This is a genomic window from Nocardioides aromaticivorans, from assembly GCF_013408525.1.
Lineage (GTDB): Bacteria > Actinomycetota > Actinomycetes > Propionibacteriales > Nocardioidaceae > Nocardioides > Nocardioides aromaticivorans.
On sequence record NZ_JACBZM010000001.1, the window covers coordinates 1978311 to 2001264 of the forward strand.

A 22954-nucleotide genomic window follows, 5' to 3' on the forward strand; every position below is an offset into this window, starting at 1 on the left:
CCATCGTCGTCGGGCCGGTGGTCGCGCGGTCACGCAGTCGTTAACATACTTGATAGTTAAGAAAGTGAGACATCTATGGCGCGCACGCAGCCCGGGCCCGGTGACCGGCCGTGGCACGCGACCGCGACCCTGGAGACCCTCCGCAGCCTGCTCGAGGCCGGTGCCCGCATCCGGCACGAGGTGTCCCGGCGGGCGCAGCTCAGCGACGTCGAGCTCGCGACGCTGGAGCGGCTCAGCCACGGGCCGATCGGGCCGGCCGAGCTCGCCCGCCACCTCGACGTGACGAGTGCCGCCGCGACCGGCATCGTCGACCGGCTCAGCCGCCGCGGCCACCTCGAGCGGGTCCCCCACGAGGACGACCGCCGTCGTACCCAGCTCCACATCACGGACAGCGCCACCGCCGAGGTGTCACGCCACCTGCGGCCCATGTTCGAGGGTCTCGCACGGTTGGACGGGGAGTTCAGCGACGAGGAGCGCGCCGTCGTCGAGCGCTACCTGCGCGGCGCGCTCGCGGCGGTCGAGGCGGCCATCGCGGAGCCAGGGGACTGCCCGTCCGACTGAGCGGTCACCCCCGCTCCAGCTTCGTCCACCCCGTCCAGCCCCGCTCCTCGAGCTCGCGCAGCAACCGGCGCGCCATCGGCACGGAGTCGACGAAGACCGCGTCGAGCAGGTCGGCGAGGTCGTCGGGCAGGTCGAGGTCCGGCGCCTCCCAGCCCTCGGGCGGGGCCGCGACGTCCGCCTCGATCAGGGCGACCAGCTGGTCGGCGAGCGCCGGGATCCGCGGGTCGTCGGCCTCCCAGTCGATCGCCGCGGCGAGGTCGCGGTAGAAGCCGCTCTGCTCCGGGTCGTCGAGCTGGACCTCCTTGAGCGCCATGTACGCCGCCATGTGCTGGGGCATCTGCGCGGCGACGAGGATCCACGCGTCGCGCTCGCCCTCGATCAGCCGCTCCGGCAGCCCGATCTCCCGCAGCCGGGCGAGGTACGCCGCAGCCTCCGGCGGCAGCGCGAGGTTGTCGCCGGCGGCCAGCTGGGCGATCCGCTGCCGGTGCTGCTGGCGCTCGCGGATCTCCGCGCGCAGCCGTCGGTCGATGTCGGCGACCGCCGCGGCGAATTCCTCCGCGCCTGCGTCGAGGAGCTCCTCGACGCGGGCGAGGGGGACGCCGGCCTCGGCCAGGGTGCGGATCCGGATCAGCTCGGACACCGCGCGGGCGTCGTAGCGCCGGTAGCCCGAGTGGTCCCGCTCGGGCTCCGGCAGCAGGCCCTTGGTGTGGTAGTGCCGCACCGTGCGGATCGTCACCCCGGCGTACGACGCCAGCTCCCCGATCGTCAGCATGAGCCCATCCTCCCGGTCGTCCCCGACACGACTACCTCAGGCGATCCGGCCGTGGTAGGTGCGCATCGCGAACACGTAGGCAAGGACGAGCAGCCCGGCGCACCACCCGAGCGCGACCCAGATGTCGTCGCCGACCGGCTGCTCGGCGTACAGGTGGCGGATCGTGTCGACGATCGCGGTCACCGGCTGGTGCTCGGCGAACCACCGCACCGGACCGGGCATCCCGGCCGTCGGCACGAACGCCGAGCTGATGAACGGCAGGAAGATCAGCGGGTAGGAGAAGCCGCCGACGGCGTCCGCGGACCGCGCGGTGAGGCCCGGGATCACGGCCAGCCAGGTGAGCGTCAGCGTGAACAGGACGAGGATCCCGGCCACCCCCAGCCAGGCCAGCGCGCCGGCACCCGAGCGGAAGCCCATCAGCAGGGCGACGAGCACGACCAGCACCAGGGCGGCCGCGTTGGCGACGACCGAGGTGATCACGTGGCCCCACAACGCCGCGGACCGCGCGATCGGCATCGACTGGAAGCGCTCGAAGATGCCCCCGGAGACGTCGGTGTGGAGGCGGTACGCCGTGTAGGCGATGCCCGACGCGACGGTGATCAGCAGGATGCCGGGCAGCAGGTAGTCGACGTAGTCGCCGGTGCCGGTGCCGGTGCCGGTGTCGATCGCGCCGCCGAAGACGTAGACGAACAGCAGCAGCATCGCGATCGGCGTGACGGCGGTGGTGATGATCGTGTCCGGGCTGCGCAGGACGTGGCGCAGCGACCGGCCGAGCAGGGTGGTGGTGTCGCGGACGAAGTGGCTGCTCATCGCAGGCTCCCCTCGGTGCTCTCGGTGCTCTCGGTGCTCTCGGTGCTGGTGATGGCGAGGAAGACCTCCTCGAGCGAGGGCTGCTTCTCGACGTACCGCACCTCGGCCGGTGGCATCAGCGCCTTCAGCTCGGCGAGGGTCCCCTCGACGATGACCCGGCCCCCGTGCAGGATCCCGATCCGGTCGGCGAGCTGCTCGGCCTCCTCGAGGTACTGCGTCGTGAGCAGCACCGTGGTGCCGCCGTGGGCGAGCTCCCTCACCGTGCGCCACACCTCGAGCCGCGCCTGCGGGTCGAGGCCGGTGGTCGGCTCGTCGAGGAAGATGACGGGCGGATCGCCGATCAGGCTCATCGCTATGTCGAGCCGGCGGCGCATGCCGCCGGAGTACGTCGCGACGCGCTTGCCGCCGGCGTCGGCGAGGGCGAACCTCGCGAGCAGCTCGTCGGCGGTCCGGCCCGGCTCGGCCAGGTGGCGCAGCCGGGCGACGAGGACGAGGTTCTCGCGCCCGGTGAGGATCTCGTCGACCGCGGCGAACTGGCCGGTCAGGCTGATCGACTCCCGCACCCGGTCGGGCGCGGTCGCGACGTCGTGGCCCGCGACGACGGCGGTGCCGCCGTCGGCGCGGAGCAGGGTGGCGAGGATGCGGATCGTGGTGGTCTTGCCGGCGCCGTTGGAGCCGAGCAGGGCGTAGACCGATCCGGCCGGGACGGAGAGGTCGACGCCGTCGAGGACGACCTGGCCGTCGTACGACCTGCGGAGGTCGGTGACCGCGATGACGGGCTCGACGCGGGGTGTGTTCTGGTCCATGCCGAGAAGCGTCGAGGGTTGACGCTGCGTCAAGGTCAAGGCGCGGGTGGGACGGGCTCCGTCGGGTACCTCCCGACCAGGACCCGACCATGAGCCCGACCATGAGGAGGTCGTGATGAGGAGCACCGGGATCGGCGGGGTCGTGGTGGTTGTGTGGCTGCTGTTCGGCGTGCTGGCGGCGTTCCAGCGCGGCTACTTCAGCGACGACCGCGACGTGAACTGCAAGACCTTCGGCGACACGGCACTGACGATCGTCGCCGGGCCGCTGAACTACTTCGGGGTCAACCCGAAGATCGAGTGCGACACCCGGCCGTCGCGCTGACGGCCGGGTCGTCCACGGCCGTCCTCAGGCGCTGTGGAACCAGGGGTGGTGCAGGTCGTGGAAGGTCGCGCCCTGCATCGCGTACTCCAGCTCGGCGCGTACGTCGGCGGGCGGCTCGACCTGCTCGCCGGCCCGGGCCGCCTCCTCGGTCGTGAACGCGACGGTCTCCACGAAGCTGCCGTCGTCCTCGATCGCCAGCGTGGCGCCGAGGATGTCGGGCCGCATCTCGTGGAGGGTCTCGCTGTCGGCCATCATCGCCTTCAGCCGAGACGGGTCGTCCACGCGGCCGCGGATGATCTGCACGAAGCCGGCCTCGTCGGAGCCGCCGCCCATCAGCAGGGTCACGTCGTCGCAGTCGTGGAACTCCATCGGGCCGTCCATGACCGCCGCGAAGCGCTCCGCCCAGGCGCCCTGCTCCGGCCGCTCGGAGTTGGCCATCGCCTCCTCGCGCGACGCGAACCGCACCACGGCCATCAGCTGGCCGTCGTCGGTGAAGCCGTAGGTCCCGCCCAGCCAGCCCGTCGCGCCCGGCGACAGGTCGCGGCGCCACTCGTCGATCAGCTCGTGCGCGTCGTCCTGGCGGGTGCAGGGTGCCTGGATCATCTGGATGAACATCAAGGGCCTCCTCGGTCGATCTCGCTGTCTCGGTGGGTGTGCGGGGACACCGGTCGAGGCCGAACGGGAGTGGGCTCCGTGGGCCCCGGCCGGGCCCACTTTGCAAGGTACGACGATCGGCCGGGCCGCGCCATGATCAGAATGGGTAGCCTCGGAGCATGGACATCCAGCTCCTGGCGGACGCCCTCTCCCCCGTGCTCCGCGACCCGGCGGCGGAGGACTCGTTCGTCTACGGCCTGGCCCACCTGCCGGCCGCCGGGACCGACGTGATGGTCAACGTCGACCCGGAGGTCGAGGACCGCGACGACGTGGCGGTCGACGAGCTGGTCGAGCGGGTCGCGGCCTTCCTCGCCATCACGCCGGAGCAGTGGTCGCAGGTGCTCACCGACGTCGTGGCGGAGGTCGAGGACGCCGTCGGCGACCAGCCGGTCGCCCAGCCGACGGCCCTGCGCGACGACCTGGCGCTGACGTCCACGGTGGTCTTCGTCGACGCCGTGCTGCTGTCCTTCGTCGCGCCGCTGCAGTTCCCCGACGGCGTGATCCGGGTCCAGCTCGACGCCGCCCTCGCGTTCGAGGACATGGACGTCGAGATCGAGGGTGTCGAGCCGGTCGCCTTCGACGGTCTCGACGACCTGCTCGACCACCTCGGCCAGGAGCCCTGAGCCCGACCGCTGCTCAGGCCAGCAGCGCCGCGGCCACCCGGTCCGGCGCCTCCAGCGGCGGCCAGTGCGCGACATCCTCCAGCGCGAGGAGTGGCGCGTCGGGCAGCCGTTCCCTGATCCGCTCGGCCATGTGCGCGCCGGAGATCGGGTCGAGCATCCCCCACACGAAGCGCAGCGGTACGTCGGTGCGCTCGAGCACCGAGGTCCAGCGCTCCGCGTGCTGCTGGCGGTCGCTGATGTAGCGGATCAACAGGTGCGCGTTGCGGTGGCCGTCGTACCTCTCGAGCGAGCGCCAGATGTCCCCGGCGTGGGCGGCGAGGTCGGCCTCGGTGGCGAAGGTCGGGGCGAGAGCGCCGGTGATCAGCTCCTCGTCGATGATCGCGCTGATCTGGGGGCCCTGGACCGGGTCGAGCAGCGCGGTCTGCACGGGCTCGGGCCGGTGGATGTCGGGGTAGAGGCCGCCGTTGAGGAAGTCGACCCTGACCAGGTCGACCCCGAGCGCGCCGTCGGCGCGGCGGGCGAGCAGCTCCTGCGCCACGGAGACGCCGTAGTCGTGCGCGACCAGCCGGGTGCGGGTGATTCCCTCCGCGGCCCACAGCGCCTCGACGAGGTCGGCCTGCTCGTGGATCGAGTACGTGTGGTCGGCCGGCTTGTCGGAGGCACCGAAGCCGAGGAGGTCCGGGAGCAGCAGGGCGTGCCCCTCCGCCAGCGCGGGTACGACGAGCGCCCAGTCGTGCGACGAGCTCGGGAACCCGTGCACCAGCGTCATCGGATCGCCGCCGCCGAGGCGCTGGACGAAGACGGAGCGCTCCGCGCCGCCGAAGGACAGGGCGACCCGCTCGCCGGACTCCCACCACTCGTCGATCGTCATGCCGCCTCCTCGTCGCGTACGACGGAGTCAACCGCTGCGGTCCGCTCGCCTGTCAAGGGCGGGCGTCGAGCGGCCGCTCAGCCGATCCGGCCGTAGACGACCCTGAGCACCACCGACGTCAGGTCGGCGAGCGCCCGCTCGAACGCGGCCCCGCGGAGCTTCGCGATCTCGGGGAAGCGTGCGTCGCGCAGGGCCGAGACGGCCTCGGCCAGGACGACGGGATCCACGCCGGCCGGCGCGATCCCGGCCGCCTGGTCGCGGGCGATCTTGCCCGCCAGGGCGTCGATCAGGCGCTGGTGCGCGCGGTCGACCCAGGCCACCAGCGGCTCGAAGTCGACGGAGTTCCCCCCGGTCGTGCAGGTCAGGATCGCGGCGTGCTCACGCCAGACCGCGGCAACGAGACGGTGGTGCTCCAGCAGCGCGTCGCGGTCGATCCCGTCGGTGTCCATCCAGCCGTGCGTGCTGCCGAACTGGTCCCACAGCCCGTCGAGGAGCGCGGCCACCACGGCCTGCTTGGTCGGGAAGTAGAAGTAGAAGGCCGTGCGCGAGACGCCCGCTGCCTCGGCGATGGCGTTGATCGTCAGCTCGTCGATCGTGCGCTCGGCCAGCAGGGTGCGCGTCGCCTCGAGGATCTGCGCCTCACGCTGGTCGCCCTTGGTGGGCCCCCCGCGCCGGCGTACCTCGGTGGTCGTGGACTGCGCTGCCATGGTGCGAGCGTACCGGGCGCTGACGCCGGGTCGAAGGTGATTGACGACACGTCATTCATTCTCGACACTGTGTCAATTCTCTGTCACTCTCGATCCCATGACTTCCACGCTCGACCCCGCGACGTCCGTCGAGGCGCCCTCGGCCTCCGGCCCCGCGACGTACTCCCGGCTCGTCCTGCCCGCCATGGCGGCCAACGTCTTCCTTCTCTCCCTCATCCAGACGGTCGTCGTGCCCGCGCTGCCGCTCATCGGCCAGCAGCTGAGCGTCTCGGCGACCACGGTCGGCTGGGTCGCCACGGCGACGATGCTCACGGCGTCCGCCGTCACTCCGCTGTTCGGCCGCCTCGGCGACGTCTTCGGCAACCGTCGCGTCATCCTCGTGGTGCTGGCGCTGACGCTGGTCGGGTCGGTGCTCGCCGCGGTCGGCGACTCGATCGCCGTCCTGCTCGCCGGGCGCGTGCTGCAGGGGGCGTCCTTCGGCCTGTTCCCGCTCGCCATCTCGGTGCTGCGCCAGGAGCTGCCGCTCGCGCGCCTGCACCATGGCATGTCGATCGCGGCGACCGCCCTCGGCTTCGGCTCCGGGTTCGCGCTGGTCGCCACCGGCGTGCTCACCAACAACGGCGGCGACTACCACCGCATCTTCTGGCTGACCGTCGCCGCGTCGGCGCTGATGCTCGTGCTGTCCGCGATCGCCCTGCCCCGGCGGGCGGGCCGCGGCGGCCGCGTCGACTACCTCGGCGCGCTCGTGCTCGGCGCCGGCCTGGTCGCCCTTCTCCTGCCGGTCTCCCAGGGCCACGAGTGGGGCTGGACCGCTCCGACCACCCTCGCGCTGTTCGGCCTCGCGGTCGTCGTACTCCTCGCCTTCGGTGTCCTGCAGTCGCGCACCGAGCAGCCGCTGATCGCGCTCTCCCTGCTCAGCCACCGTCCGGTGCTGGCGACCAACCTGGCCTCGCTGTTCGTCGGCTACGGCATGTTCTCGGTGTTCCTCGGCGCGACGTACTTCGTCCAGGCGCCCGCGGCCCTCGCCGGCTACGGCTTCGACGCGAGCGTGCTGCGCACCAGCATCGAGTTCATGCTCCCCGGCACCCTGCTCGCCATCCCGCTCGGCCCGATCTCCGGCCACCTCGTCGGCAGGTACGGCGCCCGCCCGGTCCTGCTCTCGGCCACCGTCCTCGGCGTGGCCAGCATGGCCTCGCTCGCGCTCTTCCACGACCACAGCGCCGAGTTCATCGGCGCGCTCGTCGCCGGCAACGCCGCGATCGCCGTCGCCTATGCCGCCATGCCCGCCCTGCTGGTCCGGTACGTCGCCCCGCACGACACGGGCATCGCCAACTCGGTCAACAGCATCATGCGCACCGTCGGCGGCGCGATCGGCAGCGCCATCGTGATCACGATCCTCGCCGCATCCGCCGAGACCGTCGCGACCCCGATCGGCCCGGTGTCGCTGCCCACCGAGGGCGCCTACACCGCGGCCTTCGCGCTCGGGGCCGGAGCGTTCGCGCTCGCCGCGCTGCTCGCCGCCCTCGGCTTCCGCAACGCGGAGCCCCACGAGGTCGCTGCTGCCTGACCCTGACCCTCCCGGTCTCCCGTCATGGGCCCGCGGGCAGCACCACCGTCACCCGCAGCCCGCCGCCCTCGCGCGGCTCCAGCAGCAGCTGGCCGTCATGGGCGCGGGCGATGCTCTTCACGATCGCGAGGCCGAGACCCACGCCGTCGTGGTCGTTGCGGATCCGCTCGGTGCCGCGCTGGAAGGGCTCGGCCAGGGTCGCGACCAGTTGCGGGTTGAGGGACGGCCCGGTGTTCTCGACGACGAGGACGGCGCGCCCCTGCCGGTGGCCCGTCGTGACCCGGACGGTCCCCTGCGCGGGGAGGTTGTGGACGATCGCGTTGTGCACGAGGTTGGTGACGAGCTGCACGAGCAGTGCCGGTGAGCCGAGGGCGGGGGCGAGGTCCCCGGCGGTCTCGAGGGTGACGTCGTACTTCTCGGCGAGGGGGAGCAGGGTCTCGGCGACCTCCTCGGCGGCCAGGGACAGGTCGACCTCGCGCCGCACGAAGGAGCGCTGGTCGGCGCGGCTGAGCAGCAGCAGCGCCTCGGTCAGGTCGATGGCGCGCGCATTGACGCTGTGCAACCGGTCGACAAGCACCTCGTGGTCCCCCGACCGGTCGTTGCGGGCGACCTCCAGCAGGGTCTGCGTGATCGCGAGCGGGGTGCGCAGCTCGTGGGAGGCGTTGGCGGCGAAGCGCTTCTGCTCCTCGACCTGGGCCTCGATCCGGGCGAGCATCGCGTCGAAGGTGTCGGCGAGCTCGCTGAACTCGTCGCGGCGCCCGCGCAGCCGGATCCGGTGGGACAGCGAGCCGTCGGCGGCGAGCCGGGCGGCATCCGTGATCCGGGTCAGCGGGGCGAGCATCCAGCCGGCGAGCATCCATCCGCCGACGAGCCCGAAGACCAGCAGCGCGCCCATCGCCATCGCGGCCTTGGGCAGGAACGCCCGCTGCAGGTCGGTGCGGCTCGGCGAGAAGGTCGGCTCGATGAACGGCCCGTCCGGGACGTAGCGCAGCAGATACACCCACACCACCGCGAGCAGCAGGACACCGGCCACCATCAGGAAGCCGGCGTAGCTCAGGGTCAGCCGCAGCCGGACGCTGAGGCCCCGGCCGCGGGCGATCCGCTCGTCCCTCACGGGGACTCCTCCTCAGCGGCGGCACCGGACCCGATCCGGTAGCCGACACCCGGCACCGTCGCGATCAGCCACGGCTCCCCGAGCCGCTTGCGCAGCGCCGACACGGTGATCCGTACGGCGTTGGTGAACGGGTCGGCGTTCTCGTCCCACGCCCGCTCGAGAAGCTCCTCGGCGCTCACGACCCCGCCCTGGGCGGCGACCAGCACCTCGAGCACGGCGAACTGCTTGCGGGTGAGCGCGACATAGCGCCCGTCGCGGTAGACCTCGCGCCGGAACGGGTCCAGTCGCAACCCCGCCACCTCCCACACCGGCGGCCGGTGGTGGGCCCGGCGGCGGTCGAGGGCCCGGAGCCGGAGCACCAGCTCGCGCAGCTCGAAGGGCTTGGTCAGGTAGTCGTCGGCGCCGAGCTCGAAGCCGGACGCCTTGTCGTCAAGCCGGTCCGCGGCGGTCAGCATCAGGATCGGCATGCCGCTGCAGGACGCGACGATCCGCTGCGCCACCTCGTCGCCGGACGGCCCGGGGATGTCCCGGTCGAGGACCGCGATGTCGTACTCGTTGACGTCGATCAGCTCCAGCGCGGTGTCCCCGTCGCCGGCGATGTCGGCGGCGATCGCCTCCAGGCGCAGGCCGTCGCGGATGGCCTCGGCCATGAGCACCTCGTCCTCGACGATCAGCACGCGCACAGCCCGACCCTAGGCGAACCGGGCATATCGCCGGCATATCGAAATTCCCATACGGGCCGGCAACGCGCGCGTGCATTGACTGCGGTGCATGATCCGACTCCGCTTCCTCGTCCTCGCCGTCCTGGGCTTCGCCGCCGTGGTGTGGGGCCCGGCGCTGGCCACCTCGAGCGCCGGCTCCTCGGCCCTGGCCCTGCTCCCCGGCGGGCTCGGCGCCTCCGGCAGCGCCGACGGCCGGCTGCCCGAGGGGACCACCGTCTTCGACGACGACCAGCCCGGCGTCGTCCGCCTCGAGCACGAGCTGCTGGCCGCGCTGCGGGACGCGGCCCGCGACGCCGCGGAGGACGGCATCACGATCGTCGTCAACAGCGGGTGGCGCTCTGCGTCGTACCAGCAGGACCTGCTGGACGACGCCGTCGCGGAGTACGGCTCGGAGGAGGCCGCGGCCCGGTGGGTCGCCACGCCGCAGACCTCCCCCCACGTCTCCGGCAACGCGGTCGACGTCGGACCGCACGCGGCCACCGACTGGCTCGCGGAGCACGGGGCGTCGTACGGGCTGTGCCGGACCTACGCCAACGAGCCGTGGCACTTCGAGCTGCGCCGCGAGGCGGTCGGCGGCCGGTGCCCCGCGCCGTACGACGACCCGACCCAGGACCCGCGGCTGGCGCAGTAGTCCGCGCTACCTGCTCATGTTGCGGAGCCGGGGCCGGGCCCGGTCGACCGCCGGACCACCAGCTCGGGCTTGAACATGTACTCCTTCGGCGGGATGGGCTCGCCGGCAATGGCGTCGGCGACGGCGGCCACCGCGGCCGCGCACATCGGCTGCACCGGCTGGCGCACCGTCGTGAGCGGCGGGTCCAGGAAGCCGATCAGGATCGAGTCGTCGAAGCCCACCACGGACACGTCGTCGGGCACCGCCAGGCCGAGGTCGCGGACGCCGCGGACCGCGCCCATGGCCATCAGGTCCGAGGCACACACGATGCCGGTGGCTCCACGTTCGACGAGACTGCGTGCCGCGGCCGCTCCGCCCTCGACCGTGAACAGCCCCTCCTCGACCCAGGACACGGCCTCGTCGTCGGAGAGATCCAGCAGGCGCTGCAGCGCGCGAGCGAAGCCGGCGCGCTTTCGGCGGGAGGGCACGAAGCGCGCGGGCCCGGTGGCCAGGCCGATCCGGCGGTGCCCCAGCTGCACGAGATGGGCGACGGCCAGCTCCATCGCGGCGGCGTCGTCGGTCGACAGGAAGGGTGCGTCGACGTCCTCGGCGTAGCCGTTGATGAACGCCACGGGCATGCCGCGCTCGACGAGGGACCGGTAGCGCTCGTGGTCGGCCGAGGTGTCGGCATGCCTGCCCGACACGAAGATGATCCCGGCGACGCCGTGGTCCAGCAGCGACTCGACGTACTCGTCCTCGGAGATGCCGCCAGGCGACTGGGTGCACAGCACCGGCGTGTAGCGGCGCCGGGCGAGCGCGTCCTCGATGACCTGCGCGAAGGCCGGGAAGATCGGGTTGTCCAACTCCGGCACGACGAGGCCGACGAGCCCGCCGCTGCGCCGACGCAGCTTCGCGGGCCGCTCGAAGCCGAGGACGTCGAGGGCGACCAGGACCGCCTGGCGGGCGCCCTCGCTGACCCCGGGCTTGTCGTTGAGGACCCTACTGACCGTCGCCTCGCTGACGCCGGCCTCGCCAGCGATGTCCGTCAGTGTCCCCATGGCGTCATCCAACACCCCTTGCAACAACTCCGCAAGGTCTTCCAGATCCTGCAAATCGTTGCTACCGTCCGTGACTGCCGTCACACGACGGCGCTCACTTCCGATCCGTGCTCACCCAAGGAGCCACCATGCGTCGCACGCTGCCCGTTGCCGGCATCGCTGCCCTCGCCCTCGTCCTGTCCGCCTGCGGCGGCGGAGACAGCGAGAGTGACGACAAGAAGTCCCCGAACGAGGTCGACCCGGCCTCGCTGTCGGCCGAGCTCACCTGGTGGGACACCTCGGACCCCACGAACGAGGCGCCTGCGTTCAAGGAGCTGATCAAGAAGTTCAACGCGGAGTACCCGAAGGTCAAGATCAACTACCAGTCGGTGCCCTTCGGCGAGGCGCAGAACAAGTTCAAGACCGCCGCCGAGGCCGGCCAGGGCGCACCCGACATCCTGCGCGCGGAGGTCGCCTGGGTGCCGGAGTTCGCGGCCGCCGGTCACCTCTACGCGCTCGACGGCACGCCGCTGCTGGAGGATGGCGACTTCCTCGAGACCCCGCTCTCGTCCAACGTGTACGACGGCAAGACCTACGGCGTCCCGCAGGTCACCGACACCCTCGGCCTGATGTACAACAAGGAGCTCTTCGCCAAGGCCGGCATCGAGAAGGCCCCCACCACCTGGGAGGAGGTGAAGGAGGACGCCGCGCTGTTGAAGGACAAGGCAGGCGTCGACGGCATCTACGTCAACAGCGCCGGTTACTTCCTGCTGCCGTTCATGTACGGCGAGGGCGGTGACCTCGTCGACACCGAGTCGAAGACCATCGAGGTCGCCTCGGACGAGAACAAGGCCGGCATCAAGGTAGCCCAGGACCTGGTGACGTCGGGCGCCGCGCCGAAGCCGGACGCCAACGACTCCTACGGGACGATGATGACCCTCTTCAAGGAGGGCAAGGTCGGCATGATCATCAACGGGCCGTGGGAGGTCGCCAACATCTCCAACGACCCGAAGTTCGGCGGCTTCGACAACCTGGGCATCGCCCCGGTCCCCGGCGGCTCCGCGGGTGCGGGCGCCCCGGTCGGCGGCCACAACTACGTCGTCTACTCCGGCATGGACGAGGCGAAGGCCGACGCGGCCACCGCGTTCATCCAGTTCATGACCTCGGCGGAGTCGGAGGCCTACCTGGCCGACGAGCTCGGTCTCCTGCCGACCAACGAGGGCGCCTACGACCTCGTGAAGGACAACGAGCGCGTCAGCGCCTGGAAGGCCGCCCTCGACGTCTCCGTCGCGCGGCCGTGGATCCCGGAGGGTGGCCTGTTCTTCGCGCCGCTCGACGAGATGGCCACGCGGGTCCTGGTGAAGGACGAGGACGTCTCGAAGGTGCTGGACCAGACGGCCGACAAGTTCAAGTCCGACGTCGTCCCGGACTACGACCTGCCGTGACCACGGCGATCTCCGCGGGGCCCGGCCACGAGCCGGGCCCCGCCCCCGCCGCCCGGGGCCGGGTCCGGCGGCTCCTCGACCGGCACTGGTACGCGTGGGCCATGGTGCTGCCGACCGTCCTCGTGCTCGGGGTGCTCGTCCTCTATCCCCTGTTCCAAGGCATCTTCCAGTCGTTCACCGACCTCAACGAGACGAACAACCGCGACGTCATCTGCACCAAGACCCTCGGCGGCGGCGAGGACTGCGTCGACAACCCTGACCGCGCCCAGTTCGTCGGCCTCGACAACTACGTCGACCTGATCACCGGCGAGCGCGGCAAGTTCTGGCTGCTCTTCACCAACACGATCGTCTGGACGACGGCCTGCGTGTTCTTCCACTACACGATCGGCCTGGGGCTGGCCGTGCTGCTCAACCGAAGATTCCGGGGGCGAAGTCTCTACCGCGTGCTCCTCATCGTGCCCTGGGCCGTCCCGGCGTTCGTGAGCGCGTTCGCATGGAAGTTCCTGTTCAACCCGCGGTTCGGCCTGATCAACTCCGTGCTGGTCGACCTCGGCATGGACCCGGTGGACTGGTTCAACCACCGGTGGACCGCGATGTTCGCCGCGATCGTCACCAACGTGTGGCTCGGCGTCCCGTTCATGATGGTCGCCATCCTCGGCGGCCTGCAGGCGATCCCCTCCGACCTCTACGAGGCCGCTGAGATGGACGGCGCCTCGCCGTGGCAGCGGTTCCGCAATGTCACCCTTCCGGGCCTGCGGCCGGTGAGTTCGACGGTGATCCTGCTCGGCACCATCTGGACCTTCAACATGTTCCCGATCATCTACTTCGTCACCGGCGGCGAACCCGCAGGGGAAACCGAGATCCTCGTGACCGGCGCCTTCCGCGCGGCCTTCGAAGGCCTGCGCAACTACTCGCTCGCGGCGACGTACGGCGTGCTCATCCTGTCCTTGCTCGTCGTGTACGCCGCCATGTACCGCCGAGTCCTCCGGAGCAGAGGAGAAGTCTGGTGACCCGTCGTCCCCGTGGCCGCGAGGAGCGCAGCGTCGGCGCGTCGATCGCGCTGCACGGCACCCTGCTCATGGCCGTCACGATCGCCCTCTTCCCGGTGGTATGGGTCCTCCTGGCCTCGCTCAAGCCGAAGAGCGCCATCCAGTCGAGCGAGGTGGCGCTGTTCGACCACCCGACGCTCGACAACTACCACCGGGTGCTCTTCGACACGAACTTCCCCACCTGGTTCCTCAACTCGGTCATCGTCGCGGCGTTCACGATGCTCGTCGGGATGGCGATGTCGGCGACCGCCGGCTATGCGCTGAGCCGGTTCAACTTCCCCGGCAAGCGGAGCCTGATGTGGGTCTTCCTGATCACCCAGATGTTCCCGGTCGCCATCCTGATCGTGCCGATCTACACGATCATGGCGTCGCTGAACCTGATCGACACCAAGGCCTCGCTGGTCATCGCCTACTGCACCGTCGCGGTCCCCTTCTGCACATGGATGCTGCGGGGCTACTTCGACACGATCCCGCGCGACCTGGACGAGGCGGCCGCGATCGACGGGCTCGGCCCTTTCAAGACGTTCTGGTTCGTGATCCTGCCACTGGCCAGGCCCGGTCTGGCGGTGACGGCCTTCTACACGTTCCTGACGGCGTGGGGCGAGGTCGCCTACGCGATCGCGTTCATCCTCAGTGACAAGAAGCTGACCCTGGGCGCCGGGCTCCAGCAGTTCGTGCCGCAGTTCAACCCGCAGTGGGACCTGCTCACCGCGGGCGCGGTGCTGATCATGCTGCCGGCGTCCCTCGTCTTCTACTTCGCTCAGAAACACCTCGTCGCCGGTCTCACCGCCGGTGGCACCAAGGGTTAGGAGCCCCTGATGTCCACCCCCGTCGTCTTCGACTCCGCCACCCGGGTCTACCCCGGCGCGGAAACGCCCGCCGTCGACAGCCTGGACCTCGAGGTCCGGCCCGGCGAGTTCCTCGTGCTGGTCGGCCCCTCGGGCTGCGGCAAGTCCACGAGCCTGCGCATGCTCGCCGGTCTGGAGGACGTGACCTCCGGATCGATCCGGATCGGCGACCGCGATGTCACCCACCTGCGGCCCAAGGACCGCGACATCGCCATGGTCTTCCAGAGCTACGCCCTCTACCCCCACCTCACCGTCGGCGAGAACATGGGCTTCGCCCTCAAGATCGCCGGCGTCGCGAAGTCCGAGATCGCCAGCCGTGTCGCCGACGCCGCAAGGGTCCTCGACCTCGAGCCCTATCTCGACCGCAAGCCCAAGGCCCTCTCCGGCGGCCAGCGCCAGCGGGTCGCGATGGGACGCGCGATCGTCCGGGAGCCGCAGGTCTTCCTCATGGACGAGCCGCTGTCCAACCTCGACGCGAAACTGCGCGTCTCCACGCGGACCCAGATCGCGGCACTCCAGCGCCGCCTCGGCATCACGACCGTCTACGTCACGCACGACCAGGTCGAGGCGATGACGATGGGCGACCGGGTCGCGGTGCTGAAGGACGGCGTCCTGCAGCAGGTTGCCGCGCCGCTGGACCTGTACGACCGGCCGGCCAACGCCTTCGTCGCCGGCTTCATCGGCTCGCCGGCCATGAACCTGGGGACCTTCCGGGTGGAGGGCGAGAGCGCCGTGGTCGGTGAGGCACGGGTGCCGCTGTCCCGCGAGACGCGGTCCGCGCTCACCTCCGACGAGGTCGTCCTCGGCTTCCGGCCGGAGGCGCTCGAGCTCACCTCGTCCGACGCTGCCGACGCCTTCGCGGTCGAGGTCCTGGTCGCCGAGGAGCTCGGCTCCGAGGCCTTTCTCTACGGGACGCTGGAGGGCGCCACCCTGCGCGACCCCCAGCTGGTCGCGAAGGTCGCCCCACGCAGCGTCCCCGAGAAGGGCAGCCGGGTGCACTTCCGGATCCTCCCCGACCGGCTGCACGCCTTCTCGCCGGAGACGGGCGAGGCGCTCGCCCGGGCCTGAGGTGACCGATCGCGTCCTCGTCGTGGGGCCCGCCTCGTGGAACCGGATCGTGCTGCTCGACCGGCTCCCCGAGCCGGTGGCGCACACGGTCGTCGCGACCGATGCGTGGCACACCGTCGGAGGTACGTCGGCGGGCAAGTCCCTCTCGCTCGCCGGCGCCGGTCGCGAGGTGCTGCTGTCCACGCAGCTCGCGGCCGGCGCCGAGGGCGAGTTGGTGCGGTCGGTCCTGACCCTCGCTGGCGTACAGGTGCGCGCGGACCGGGCGGCCGTCACCGAGCAGCACCTCAACCTGATGACGCCGGCGGGCGAGCGGCTGTCCATCTACCTGGCCCGCCCGCCGGCCGGGCCGGACGACGCGGAGCGGGACCGTGAGGTCCAGGAGCTGATGGCCGGGTCCGCGGTCGTCGTACTCGACCTGGGGGCGGAGCCGCGACGCCTGGTGCCGACCGCGCTCGCCGCCCGACGCCCGATCTGGACCGATCTCCACGACTACGACGGCCGGGCGGCCTTCCACCAGCCCTTCCTGGAGGCGGCCGACGCGGTCTTCATGAACGACGACGCGACGCCAGACCCTCTCGACCTCCTGGCTCGCTGCCTGAGGCACGGCGCCGCCTTCGCGGTATGCACCCTCGGCGCCGAGGGCGCGGTCGCGCTCGACCGGTCGGGACGCGTCCATCGGGTCGACGCGGTCCCCGCCCCAGTCGTGGACACGAACGGGGCCGGTGACGCCTTCTTCGCGGGAACCCTCGACGCCCACCTCGCGGGGGCGGAGCTGCCCGAGGCGCTGGCCGCTGGCGCCCGATCGGCTGCCCAGGTGCTCGGCAGCCGGCACCTGCACCCGGCACTGGACGGCCTGCTCAGCGCGGGCTAGGACGACCGGTCGAGCCCCGGAGCACCAGCTCGGGCTGGACCAAGAACTCGGTGCGGTGCGCCGTGTTGCCCCGGATCTCGTCGACGAGCGCGTCGACCGCGGCCGTGCTCATCGCCTCGACCGGCTTGCGGATCGTCGTCAGCGGCGGGTCGGTGAAGGCGGTCATCGGGCTGTCGTCGAACCCGACGACGGAGACGTCGCGCGGCACATCGAGGCCACGCGCCCGCACGGCGCGGATGGCGCCGAGGGCCATGATGTCGCTGCCACAGACGATCGCCGTACAACCATCGTCGAGGAGGGCGTCCGCTGCTGCCCGCCCGCCCTCGAGCGTGAAGAGGGAGTGCTGCACGCGGTCGGCCCCGCCCAGGCCGCGAGCCTCCATCACCTCGGTGAAACCGGCGACCTTGCGGACGACGGGGACGAAACGGTGTGGCCCGAGGGCGAGCCCGATCCGCTCGTGGCCGAGCTCGACGAGGTGCTCGACCGACATCCGCATCGCCGCGCCGTCGTCCACCGACACGAACGGGGCGGAGATCCGCTCGCTGTAGCCGTCGATCAGCACGAACGGCACGCCGCTCGCCGTCAGGCGCGCGTAGCGCGTGTGGTCGGCCGACATGTCGGCGTGCACACCGGAGACGAAGACGATCCCGGTGACGTCGCGCTCGACGAGGACGTCGACGAGCTCGTCCTCGGTCGCGCCACCGGGTGTCTGGGTGCAGAGAACGGGGATGTAGGCGTGCCGGGCCAGGACCTGCTCGATGACCTGCGCCATCGCGGGGAAGATCGGGTTGCTCAGCTCCGGGATGATCAGACCGACCAGCCCGGCGCGGGAGCGCTGGGGCCGGCCGGAGCGCTCGTAGCCGAGCTCGTCGAGCGCGGCGAGCACGGTCTCCCGCGTCGCCGCGGACACCCCCGCCTTGCCGTTCAGCACCCTCGACACCGTGGCCTCGCTGACCCCGGCGTGGTGGGCGATGTCGAGCAGTCGCGGCTGGTCCATTCCCCTCGGTCCCCCGTCGTCCCTCAGACAGCCCACCAAGCCGTGGTGTCCGGCGCCAGCACGGCCTCGCCGTCGGCGACCTCGAGCGGGGAGGACGAGAGGAGGAGCGCACCGGGGACGGCCATGCGCACATGCTCCCCTGTCGTGTTGGCCGTGACCACCACAGGGGTGGCCGCACCGGCGGTCCGGCGGAAGGCGAGGACGCCGGCCGGGGCGTCCAGCCACGCCAGGTCACCGCCCTGCAGCGACGTGTGGGCCCGTCGGGCGGCGAGGGCCGCGCGGTACAGCTCGAGGGTCGAGCCCTCGACCCCGGTCTGGGTCTCCACGCTGAGCTCGGCCCACGCGTCCGGCTGGGGCAGCCAGCTCGGGCCGCCGTCCCGGGGCCCGAAGCCGTACGGCGCGGCCGAGCCCGACCACGGGATCGGCACCCGACAGCCGTCCCGGAAGCCGTCCTGGCCGTCGGCGCGGTGGAAGGAGGGATCGGCCCGCACCTCGTCCGGCAGGTCGGTGACGTCGGGGAGGCCGAGCTCCTCGCCCTGGTAGACGTAGGCCGAACCGGGCAGGCCCAGCATCAGCAGGGTGGCCGCCCGTGCCCGCCGCAGGCCCAGCTCGCGGTCGCCGGGCGTCACCATCTGGATGCCGAGGCCGGGCGGGTTGGCGAACCGGGTGGCGTGGCGGGTCACGTCGTGGTTGGACAGCACCCACGTCGCCGGCGCGCCGACCTCGCCCATGGCCGCCAGGGTCAGGTCGACGATCTCGCGGAGGGCGTCGACCTGCCAGTCCGTGCACAGGTAGGAGAAGTTGAACGCCTGGTGCAGCTCGTCGCTCCGGACGTACTGCGCCGCACGCTGCAGGGTCGGGGTCCATGCCTCGGCGACGAAGATCCGCTCGCCGTCGTACTCATCAAGGACCCGGCGCCAGTCGCGGTAGATCTCATGGACCCCGTCCTGGTCGAAGTACGGCGTCGCCAGGTTGCCGAGCAGCTTGAGCTGGTCCGCCCCGCCCACGTCGGGGAGTCCGGGTGCCTTGACCAGGCCGTGGGCGACGTCGATGCGGAACCCGTCGACCCCGAGGTCGAGCCAGAAGCGCAGGATGGAGCGGAACTCGTCGTGCACGGCGGGGTGGTCCCAGTTGAGGTCCGGCTGCTCCGGGGCGAACAGGTGGAGGTACCACTCGCCGTCCGGCACCCGGGTCCACGCAGGTCCGCCGAACACCGACTCCCAGTCGTTGGGCGGCAGCTCGCCCGCGACGCCCCTCCCGGTCTGGAAGTGGAACCTCTTGCGTGCGGTCGACCCGGGCCCAGCCAGCAGGGCGCGCTGGAACCACTCGTGCTGGTCGGAGCAGTGGTTCGGGACCAGGTCGACGATCACCCGGAGTCCCAGCGCGTGGGCGTCCTCGATCAGCCCCGCCGCATCCGCAAGCTCGCCGAACATCGGGTCGACGCGCCGGTAGTCCGACACGTCGTAGCCGGCGTCCGCCTGCGGGGAGGCGTAGAACGGCGAGAGCCAGACGGCGTCGACGCCGAGGTCGCGCAGGTACGGCAGGCGGGAGCGGACACCGGCGAGGTCGCCGATGCCGTCGCCGTCGCTGTCGGCGAAGCTGCGCGGGTACACCTGGTAGATGACGGCGTGGCGCCACCAGTCGGACGCGGCAGCGGGCTCGTCCTCCGGCGCTGCCGGGGTCACGGGGAGGGACATGCCAACGACGATAGCTCTTGCGCAAGCAGCGCCGCAAGAAATCTGCAACTTTCAGCAAGCCTCTTGCGGTCTTCGGTGGCGCTTCATACCCTCGGCGTCATGGCTGAGCTTCCCGACTGCGCCGTGGGCGTTGACGTCGGTGGTACGACGATCAAGGCCGCCCTCGTCGCGCCCGCGACCGGTGCGCTCCTCGCCCCCCGGGCCATGACGAGCACGCCCCGGCCGGCGGACCCGTCGCGCGTGCTCGCCGAGGTGGTCGGCCTCGCCCGCGCCCTCGCCCCGGTCCCCGGCACCCCGATCGGCGTCACCCTTCCCGGCGTCGTTCGCAACGGGGTGGTGCGCACGGCGGCCAACATCGACCCGGTGTGGGTCGGCTTCGACGCCCGGTCAGCCCTGGCCGACCTGGTGCCCGGCTCCGTGCACGTCGTCAACGACGCCGACGCCGCGGGGGTCGCGGAGACGGCCTTCGGCGCGGCGCGCGACCAGGCCGGCGTCGTCCTGGTCACCACCCTCGGGACGGGCATCGGGAGCGCCCTCCTCCTCGGCGGCACCCTCCTTCCGAACACCGAGCTCGGGCACCTCGAGATCGACGGGCGACCCGCCGAGCACCGGGCGGCGACGTCGGCCCTGCACCGCGAGGAGCTGGGCTACCGGGCCTGGGCGGAGCGGCTCACGACGTACTACCGCCGCCTGGAGGCGCTCCTCTCGCCCGACCTGATCGTCGTCGGGGGCGCCGTGAGCGCCAGCGCTGGGAAGTTCCTCCCCCACGTGGACATCCGTACGCCGATCACCGCCGCCGCCTTGGGCAACGACGCGGGTGCCATCGGGGCGGCGCTCCTCGCCGCCGGCCGGGACCGGACGGCTCAGCCGGCGTACTGGGGATCGGTCGGCGCGACCCACTGCACGAGCTGGTAGACCACCCCGTTGGGGTCGGCCATCTGGAAGTACCGCTCGCCCCACGGCTCGGTCTCGATCGGGGTCACGACCTCGACGCCGTCGTCCTGCAGGCGGGCGTAGTCGCGGTCGATGTCGTCGACCGTGAAGACGACGAGGACCCCGTCGGCTGGTCCGGCGACCGATGCGGGCTTGAAGCTCGCCAGGCCGGTGCGCAGGTAGATCAGGTTGACGCCCGCCTCGGGGTGCTCGAGCGAGCAGAAGCCGTCGGCGGCCATCGCCACGGTGAAGCCGAGGTGGCGCTGCGCCCAGGCGGCGGACGCGTCCACGTCGGCGACATTGAGCGAGAGGGCGGTGGAGGTGATGGTCAAGCGGGATCTTTTCCCTATACGGTGTACATCGTACGCTGTACACCGTACATCGTAAGACGCTGGCGTGCAAGGATGGTCGCCATGAGCGGCACCAGCACCGGCGCAGGCGAGCCGAGCCGCACCCTCGCGCTGCTGTGGGGCGATGCGTCGGCAGGACCACGGCGCAAGGGGCCCGGACGGTCGGTCACCGTCGACCAGCTCGTCACCAGCGCCCTCGCCCTTGCCGACGAGCAGGGCCTCTCGGCCGTGACGATGCGTGCGATCGCCGAACGGGTGGGGGTGTCCGCGATGTCGGTCTACACCTACGTCCCCGGCAAGGCGGAGCTGCTCGACCTGATGGTCGACGCCCTCTACCTCGCCATGCCGCGGCCCGCGTGGCGCAGCCGCTCGTGGCGCACCCGGCTCACGAAGGTCGCCGAGGCCAACCGCGACCTGCTGCTCGCCCACCCCTGGCTGACCGAGGTTGCCGCGCTCAGCCGGCCGCCGCTCGGGCCCGGACTGATGGCGAAGTACGAGCACGAGCTCGCCGCGTACGACGGCACCGGGCTCGACGACGTCACCACCGACGCCGCCCTGACCTACCTCCTCGGCTTCGTGCAGGCGCACTGCCGGGCGGCCCACGACGCGGCCCGGGCCACCACCGACAGCGCGATGAGCGACGCGGACTGGTGGGCCGCCAACGAACCGGTGCTCGCGCGCGCCCTCGACCCGCAGGCCTACCCGCGGGCCGTGCGGGTCGGCGCCGCCGCCGGCGAGGCGCAAGGCAGCGCGTGGGAGGCCGACCGGGCCTGGCGATTCGGCCTGGCCCGCACGCTGGACGGACTGGCCTCCCTCATCGAGAAGGACTGACACCGCTACTCATCGGCGGCCGATCGGGCCATCATGACGAGGTGAGCCTCGAGGCAGCAAGGCAGGCGTACGACGCCCGGGCGTGGCCGGACGCCCGGCGCGCGTACGCCGCCGCCGACCCGGCCGGGGCCCGCGACCTCGAGCAGTGGGGCCTGGCCGCCTTCCTCACCGGCGAGCTGGCCGAGGCGGCCGCGGTCCGCGAGCGCGCCCACCGCGCGCACCTCGCCGAGGGCGACCTGCACGGCGCGTCCCGGGTGGCCTTCTGGCTCGGCCTCACCGCGAACTTCCGGGGCGACCAGGGCCAGGCGCGCGGCTGGTGGGGGCTGATGCGCAGCGTGCAGGGCGACCGCTTCGAGGCATCGGTCTGGCGCGGCTACGAGCAGCTGACCGCCACCATGGCCCACCTCCACTCCGGCCACGCCGCGGAGGCGCTCGAGCTCGCAACCGGGCTGGCCGGGATCGCCGAGGAGCACGACGACACGGACCTGCGGGTCTTCAGCGGGCTCGCCCACGGCCAGGCCCTGCTCGCGAGCGGCGAGCTCGCCCGCGGCCTGGCGGAGCTGGACGCGACGATGGTGCGCGCGACCGCCACCGGGGTCACCCCGCAGGCCGTCGGCATCGTCTACTGCGCGATCGTGGCCAACTGCAAGGCCTGCCTCGACGTCGAGCGCAGCGTCGAGTGGACCCGGGTGCTCGACGAGTGGTGCGCGGCGCAGCCCGGCCTGGTGCCCTTCCAGGGGGCGTGCATCGTCCACCGCTCCGAGGTCCACCAGCTGCGGGGCGACTGGGCCCGCGCGATCGCCGAGGTTGACGGCCTGATCGCGCACCCCGGACCCAACCAGAACACCATCGGCGAGGCCCACTACGTCCGGGCTGAGCTGCACCGCCTCCGGGGTGAGTACGACGCCGCCGAGTCCGCCTACCGCGCGGCGCTCGCGCACGGGAAGGACCCCCAGCCGGGCCTCGCGCTGATGCGGCTCGCGCAGGGCCGGACCGACTCGGCCCTGCTGTCCCTCCGGCGCGCGCTCGAGGAGCCCGGTGCCCCCCAGCTGCGCACCCGGCTGTGGCCGGCCCTGCTGGAGGTCGCCCTGGCTGCCGGCGACCTGACGTGCGCGAGCGAGGCTTCGGCGCGGCTCGACGAGGCGGCCGCATCGGCCCCCGACGCCGCCTTCCTCCGCGCGGCCGCTTCCGCGGCCCGGGGCCGGCTCGCGCTGCACCGCGGTGCTCCGCAGGAGGCGCTCGGCGCCCTGCGCGCCGCCCTCGAGGGCTTCCGGGCGACCGGGTCGCCCTGGGACGCTGCGCGCTGCCGGGTCGCGATCGCCGACGCCTGCGACGCCCTGGGCGACCACGAGACCGCCCGCCTGGAGCGGGATGCCGCACGCGCCACCTTCACCTCGCTCGGGGCGCAGCCCGAGCTCGACCGGCTCGACAAGGTCACCCGGACCGAGCGCCACGGGCTCACCGGCCGTGAGGCCGAGGTGCTGCGCCTGGTCGCGTCCGGCGCCACCAACCGGGGCATCGCCGACCAGCTGGTGCTGTCGGAGAAGACCGTCGCCCGCCACCTGGCCAACATCTTCGCCAAGATCGACGTCACCAACCGGGCCGCCGCCACGGCCTGGGCCCACCAGCACGGGCTCGCCTGACGCCCCTGCTCGATCTGCACACCGACCTGCACAATTCTGCCGACGC

Annotated in this window: 25 protein-coding genes; 13 read left to right on the forward strand and 12 right to left on the reverse strand. The window is 72.0% G+C overall.

From position 1 onward, the window contains the following. The first annotated feature begins 75 nt into the window (after positions 1–75). Complete coding sequence (locus tag BJ993_RS09285) at positions 76–561, forward strand: MarR family winged helix-turn-helix transcriptional regulator (protein WP_179648538.1); 486 nt, start codon at positions 76–78, stop codon at positions 559–561. Between the two features lie 4 nt (positions 562–565). Here the strand turns inward: BJ993_RS09285 and BJ993_RS09290 are convergent, their stop codons facing one another. Genes BJ993_RS09290 through BJ993_RS09300 form a run of 3 tightly spaced genes read right to left on the reverse strand, consistent with a single transcriptional unit; the run spans position 566 to position 2949 of the window. Continuing rightward, positions 566–1333: a MerR family transcriptional regulator gene (locus BJ993_RS09290; protein WP_179648539.1), complete on the reverse strand. Its 768-nt coding sequence runs from the start codon at positions 1331–1333 to the stop codon at positions 566–568. Positions 1334–1369: 36 nt separating this feature from the next. Next, entirely contained in the window at positions 1370–2143 is a 774-nt protein-coding gene (locus BJ993_RS09295; RefSeq protein WP_179648540.1) for an ABC transporter permease, read from the reverse strand. Continuing rightward, positions 2140–2949 (reverse strand): ABC transporter ATP-binding protein, encoded by an 810-nt coding sequence (locus BJ993_RS09300; RefSeq protein ID WP_179648541.1) that lies wholly within the window; start codon positions 2947–2949, stop codon positions 2140–2142. The genes BJ993_RS09295 and BJ993_RS09300 overlap by 4 nt, the downstream gene beginning before the upstream one ends. 115 nt (positions 2950–3064) lie before the next feature. Between BJ993_RS09300 and BJ993_RS09305 the strand changes: the two genes are divergently transcribed. After that, complete coding sequence (locus tag BJ993_RS09305) at positions 3065–3271, forward strand: hypothetical protein (protein ID WP_179648542.1); 207 nt, start codon at positions 3065–3067, stop codon at positions 3269–3271. Between the two features lie 24 nt (positions 3272–3295). On the opposite strand, the gene BJ993_RS09310 is transcribed toward BJ993_RS09305, so the two are convergent. Further along, positions 3296–3886, reverse strand: a complete 591-nt coding sequence (locus BJ993_RS09310) for a hypothetical protein (protein WP_036543999.1) — start codon at positions 3884–3886, stop codon at positions 3296–3298. A gap of 158 nt (positions 3887–4044) precedes the next feature. Here BJ993_RS09310 and BJ993_RS09315 point away from each other — a divergent pair, with 158 nt between their 5' ends. Beyond that, positions 4045–4548, forward strand: coding sequence for a cytochrome C5 (locus tag BJ993_RS09315; RefSeq protein WP_179648543.1), 504 nt, complete (start codon positions 4045–4047; stop codon positions 4546–4548). A gap of 13 nt (positions 4549–4561) precedes the next feature. Here the strand turns inward: BJ993_RS09315 and BJ993_RS09320 are convergent, their stop codons facing one another. Both BJ993_RS09320 and BJ993_RS09325 read right to left on the reverse strand, forming a co-directional pair. Continuing rightward, positions 4562–5419 (reverse strand): alpha/beta fold hydrolase, encoded by an 858-nt coding sequence (locus tag BJ993_RS09320; protein ID WP_179648544.1) that lies wholly within the window; start codon positions 5417–5419, stop codon positions 4562–4564. A 77-nt stretch (positions 5420–5496) separates the two neighbouring features. After that, on the reverse strand, positions 5497–6126 hold the full coding sequence (locus BJ993_RS09325; protein WP_179648545.1) for a TetR/AcrR family transcriptional regulator: 630 nt from the start codon (positions 6124–6126) through the stop codon (positions 5497–5499). A 97-nt stretch (positions 6127–6223) separates the two neighbouring features. Here BJ993_RS09325 and BJ993_RS09330 point away from each other — a divergent pair, with 97 nt between their 5' ends. After that, complete coding sequence (locus BJ993_RS09330) at positions 6224–7693, forward strand: MFS transporter (protein ID WP_179648546.1); 1470 nt, start codon at positions 6224–6226, stop codon at positions 7691–7693. A gap of 22 nt (positions 7694–7715) precedes the next feature. On the opposite strand, the gene BJ993_RS09335 is transcribed toward BJ993_RS09330, so the two are convergent. Continuing rightward, positions 7716–8807, reverse strand: coding sequence for a sensor histidine kinase (locus tag BJ993_RS09335; RefSeq protein ID WP_308645529.1), 1092 nt, complete (start codon positions 8805–8807; stop codon positions 7716–7718). Further along, a complete protein-coding gene (locus BJ993_RS09340) occupies positions 8804–9490 on the reverse strand; it encodes a response regulator transcription factor (protein ID WP_179648547.1) in 687 nt (228 codons plus the stop codon). The genes BJ993_RS09335 and BJ993_RS09340 overlap by 4 nt, the downstream gene beginning before the upstream one ends. 88 nt (positions 9491–9578) lie before the next feature. Here BJ993_RS09340 and BJ993_RS09345 point away from each other — a divergent pair, with 88 nt between their 5' ends. Further along, positions 9579–10160 (forward strand): M15 family metallopeptidase, encoded by a 582-nt coding sequence (locus BJ993_RS09345; RefSeq protein WP_179648548.1) that lies wholly within the window; start codon positions 9579–9581, stop codon positions 10158–10160. 14 nt (positions 10161–10174) lie between these two features. Here BJ993_RS09345 and BJ993_RS09350 read toward each other — a convergent pair whose 3' ends face one another. Then, the gene (locus BJ993_RS09350; RefSeq protein WP_179648549.1) at positions 10175–11197 is read right to left on the reverse strand and encodes a LacI family DNA-binding transcriptional regulator; all 1023 of its coding nucleotides are present in this window, start codon (positions 11195–11197) and stop codon (positions 10175–10177) included. Between the two features lie 128 nt (positions 11198–11325). Between BJ993_RS09350 and BJ993_RS09355 the strand changes: the two genes are divergently transcribed. From BJ993_RS09355 to BJ993_RS09375, 5 genes are read left to right on the forward strand one after another with little or no spacing between them, the layout of a single operon-like run. Then, positions 11326–12621 (forward strand): extracellular solute-binding protein, encoded by a 1296-nt coding sequence (locus BJ993_RS09355; protein ID WP_179648550.1) that lies wholly within the window; start codon positions 11326–11328, stop codon positions 12619–12621. Next, a complete protein-coding gene (locus tag BJ993_RS09360) occupies positions 12618–13631 on the forward strand; it encodes a carbohydrate ABC transporter permease (protein ID WP_218864656.1) in 1014 nt (337 codons plus the stop codon). The genes BJ993_RS09355 and BJ993_RS09360 overlap by 4 nt, the downstream gene beginning before the upstream one ends. Further along, the gene (locus tag BJ993_RS09365) at positions 13628–14479 is read left to right on the forward strand and encodes a sugar ABC transporter permease (RefSeq protein ID WP_218864657.1); all 852 of its coding nucleotides are present in this window, start codon (positions 13628–13630) and stop codon (positions 14477–14479) included. The genes BJ993_RS09360 and BJ993_RS09365 overlap by 4 nt, the downstream gene beginning before the upstream one ends. A gap of 9 nt (positions 14480–14488) precedes the next feature. Then, positions 14489–15586 (forward strand): ABC transporter ATP-binding protein, encoded by a 1098-nt coding sequence (locus tag BJ993_RS09370; RefSeq protein WP_179648551.1) that lies wholly within the window; start codon positions 14489–14491, stop codon positions 15584–15586. A gap of 1 nt (position 15587) precedes the next feature. After that, positions 15588–16457 (forward strand): carbohydrate kinase family protein, encoded by an 870-nt coding sequence (locus BJ993_RS09375; protein ID WP_179648552.1) that lies wholly within the window; start codon positions 15588–15590, stop codon positions 16455–16457. Here the strand turns inward: BJ993_RS09375 and BJ993_RS09380 are convergent. Continuing rightward, complete coding sequence (locus tag BJ993_RS09380) at positions 16444–17454, reverse strand: LacI family DNA-binding transcriptional regulator (RefSeq protein WP_179648553.1); 1011 nt, start codon at positions 17452–17454, stop codon at positions 16444–16446. The two genes, BJ993_RS09375 and BJ993_RS09380, sit on opposite strands and share 14 nt — an antisense overlap. A gap of 23 nt (positions 17455–17477) precedes the next feature. Further along, positions 17478–19151: a glycoside hydrolase family 13 protein gene (locus BJ993_RS09385; protein ID WP_179648554.1), complete on the reverse strand. Its 1674-nt coding sequence runs from the start codon at positions 19149–19151 to the stop codon at positions 17478–17480. Positions 19152–19250: 99 nt separating this feature from the next. Here BJ993_RS09385 and ppgK point away from each other — a divergent pair, with 99 nt between their 5' ends. Then, on the forward strand, positions 19251–20066 hold the full coding sequence (ppgK, locus tag BJ993_RS09390) for a polyphosphate--glucose phosphotransferase (protein WP_179648555.1): 816 nt from the start codon (positions 19251–19253) through the stop codon (positions 20064–20066). On the opposite strand, the gene BJ993_RS09395 is transcribed toward ppgK, so the two are convergent. Then, positions 20015–20416, reverse strand: coding sequence for a VOC family protein (locus BJ993_RS09395; protein WP_179648556.1), 402 nt, complete (start codon positions 20414–20416; stop codon positions 20015–20017). The genes ppgK and BJ993_RS09395 overlap by 52 nt on opposite strands. A gap of 81 nt (positions 20417–20497) precedes the next feature. Between BJ993_RS09395 and BJ993_RS09400 the strand changes: the two genes are divergently transcribed. Both BJ993_RS09400 and BJ993_RS26560 read left to right on the forward strand, forming a co-directional pair. Continuing rightward, entirely contained in the window at positions 20498–21265 is a 768-nt protein-coding gene (locus BJ993_RS09400) for a TetR/AcrR family transcriptional regulator (protein WP_179648557.1), read from the forward strand. Between the two features lie 41 nt (positions 21266–21306). Continuing rightward, positions 21307–22908 (forward strand): LuxR family transcriptional regulator, encoded by a 1602-nt coding sequence (locus tag BJ993_RS26560; RefSeq protein ID WP_179648558.1) that lies wholly within the window; start codon positions 21307–21309, stop codon positions 22906–22908. The last annotated feature ends 46 nt before the right edge of the window (positions 22909–22954 follow it).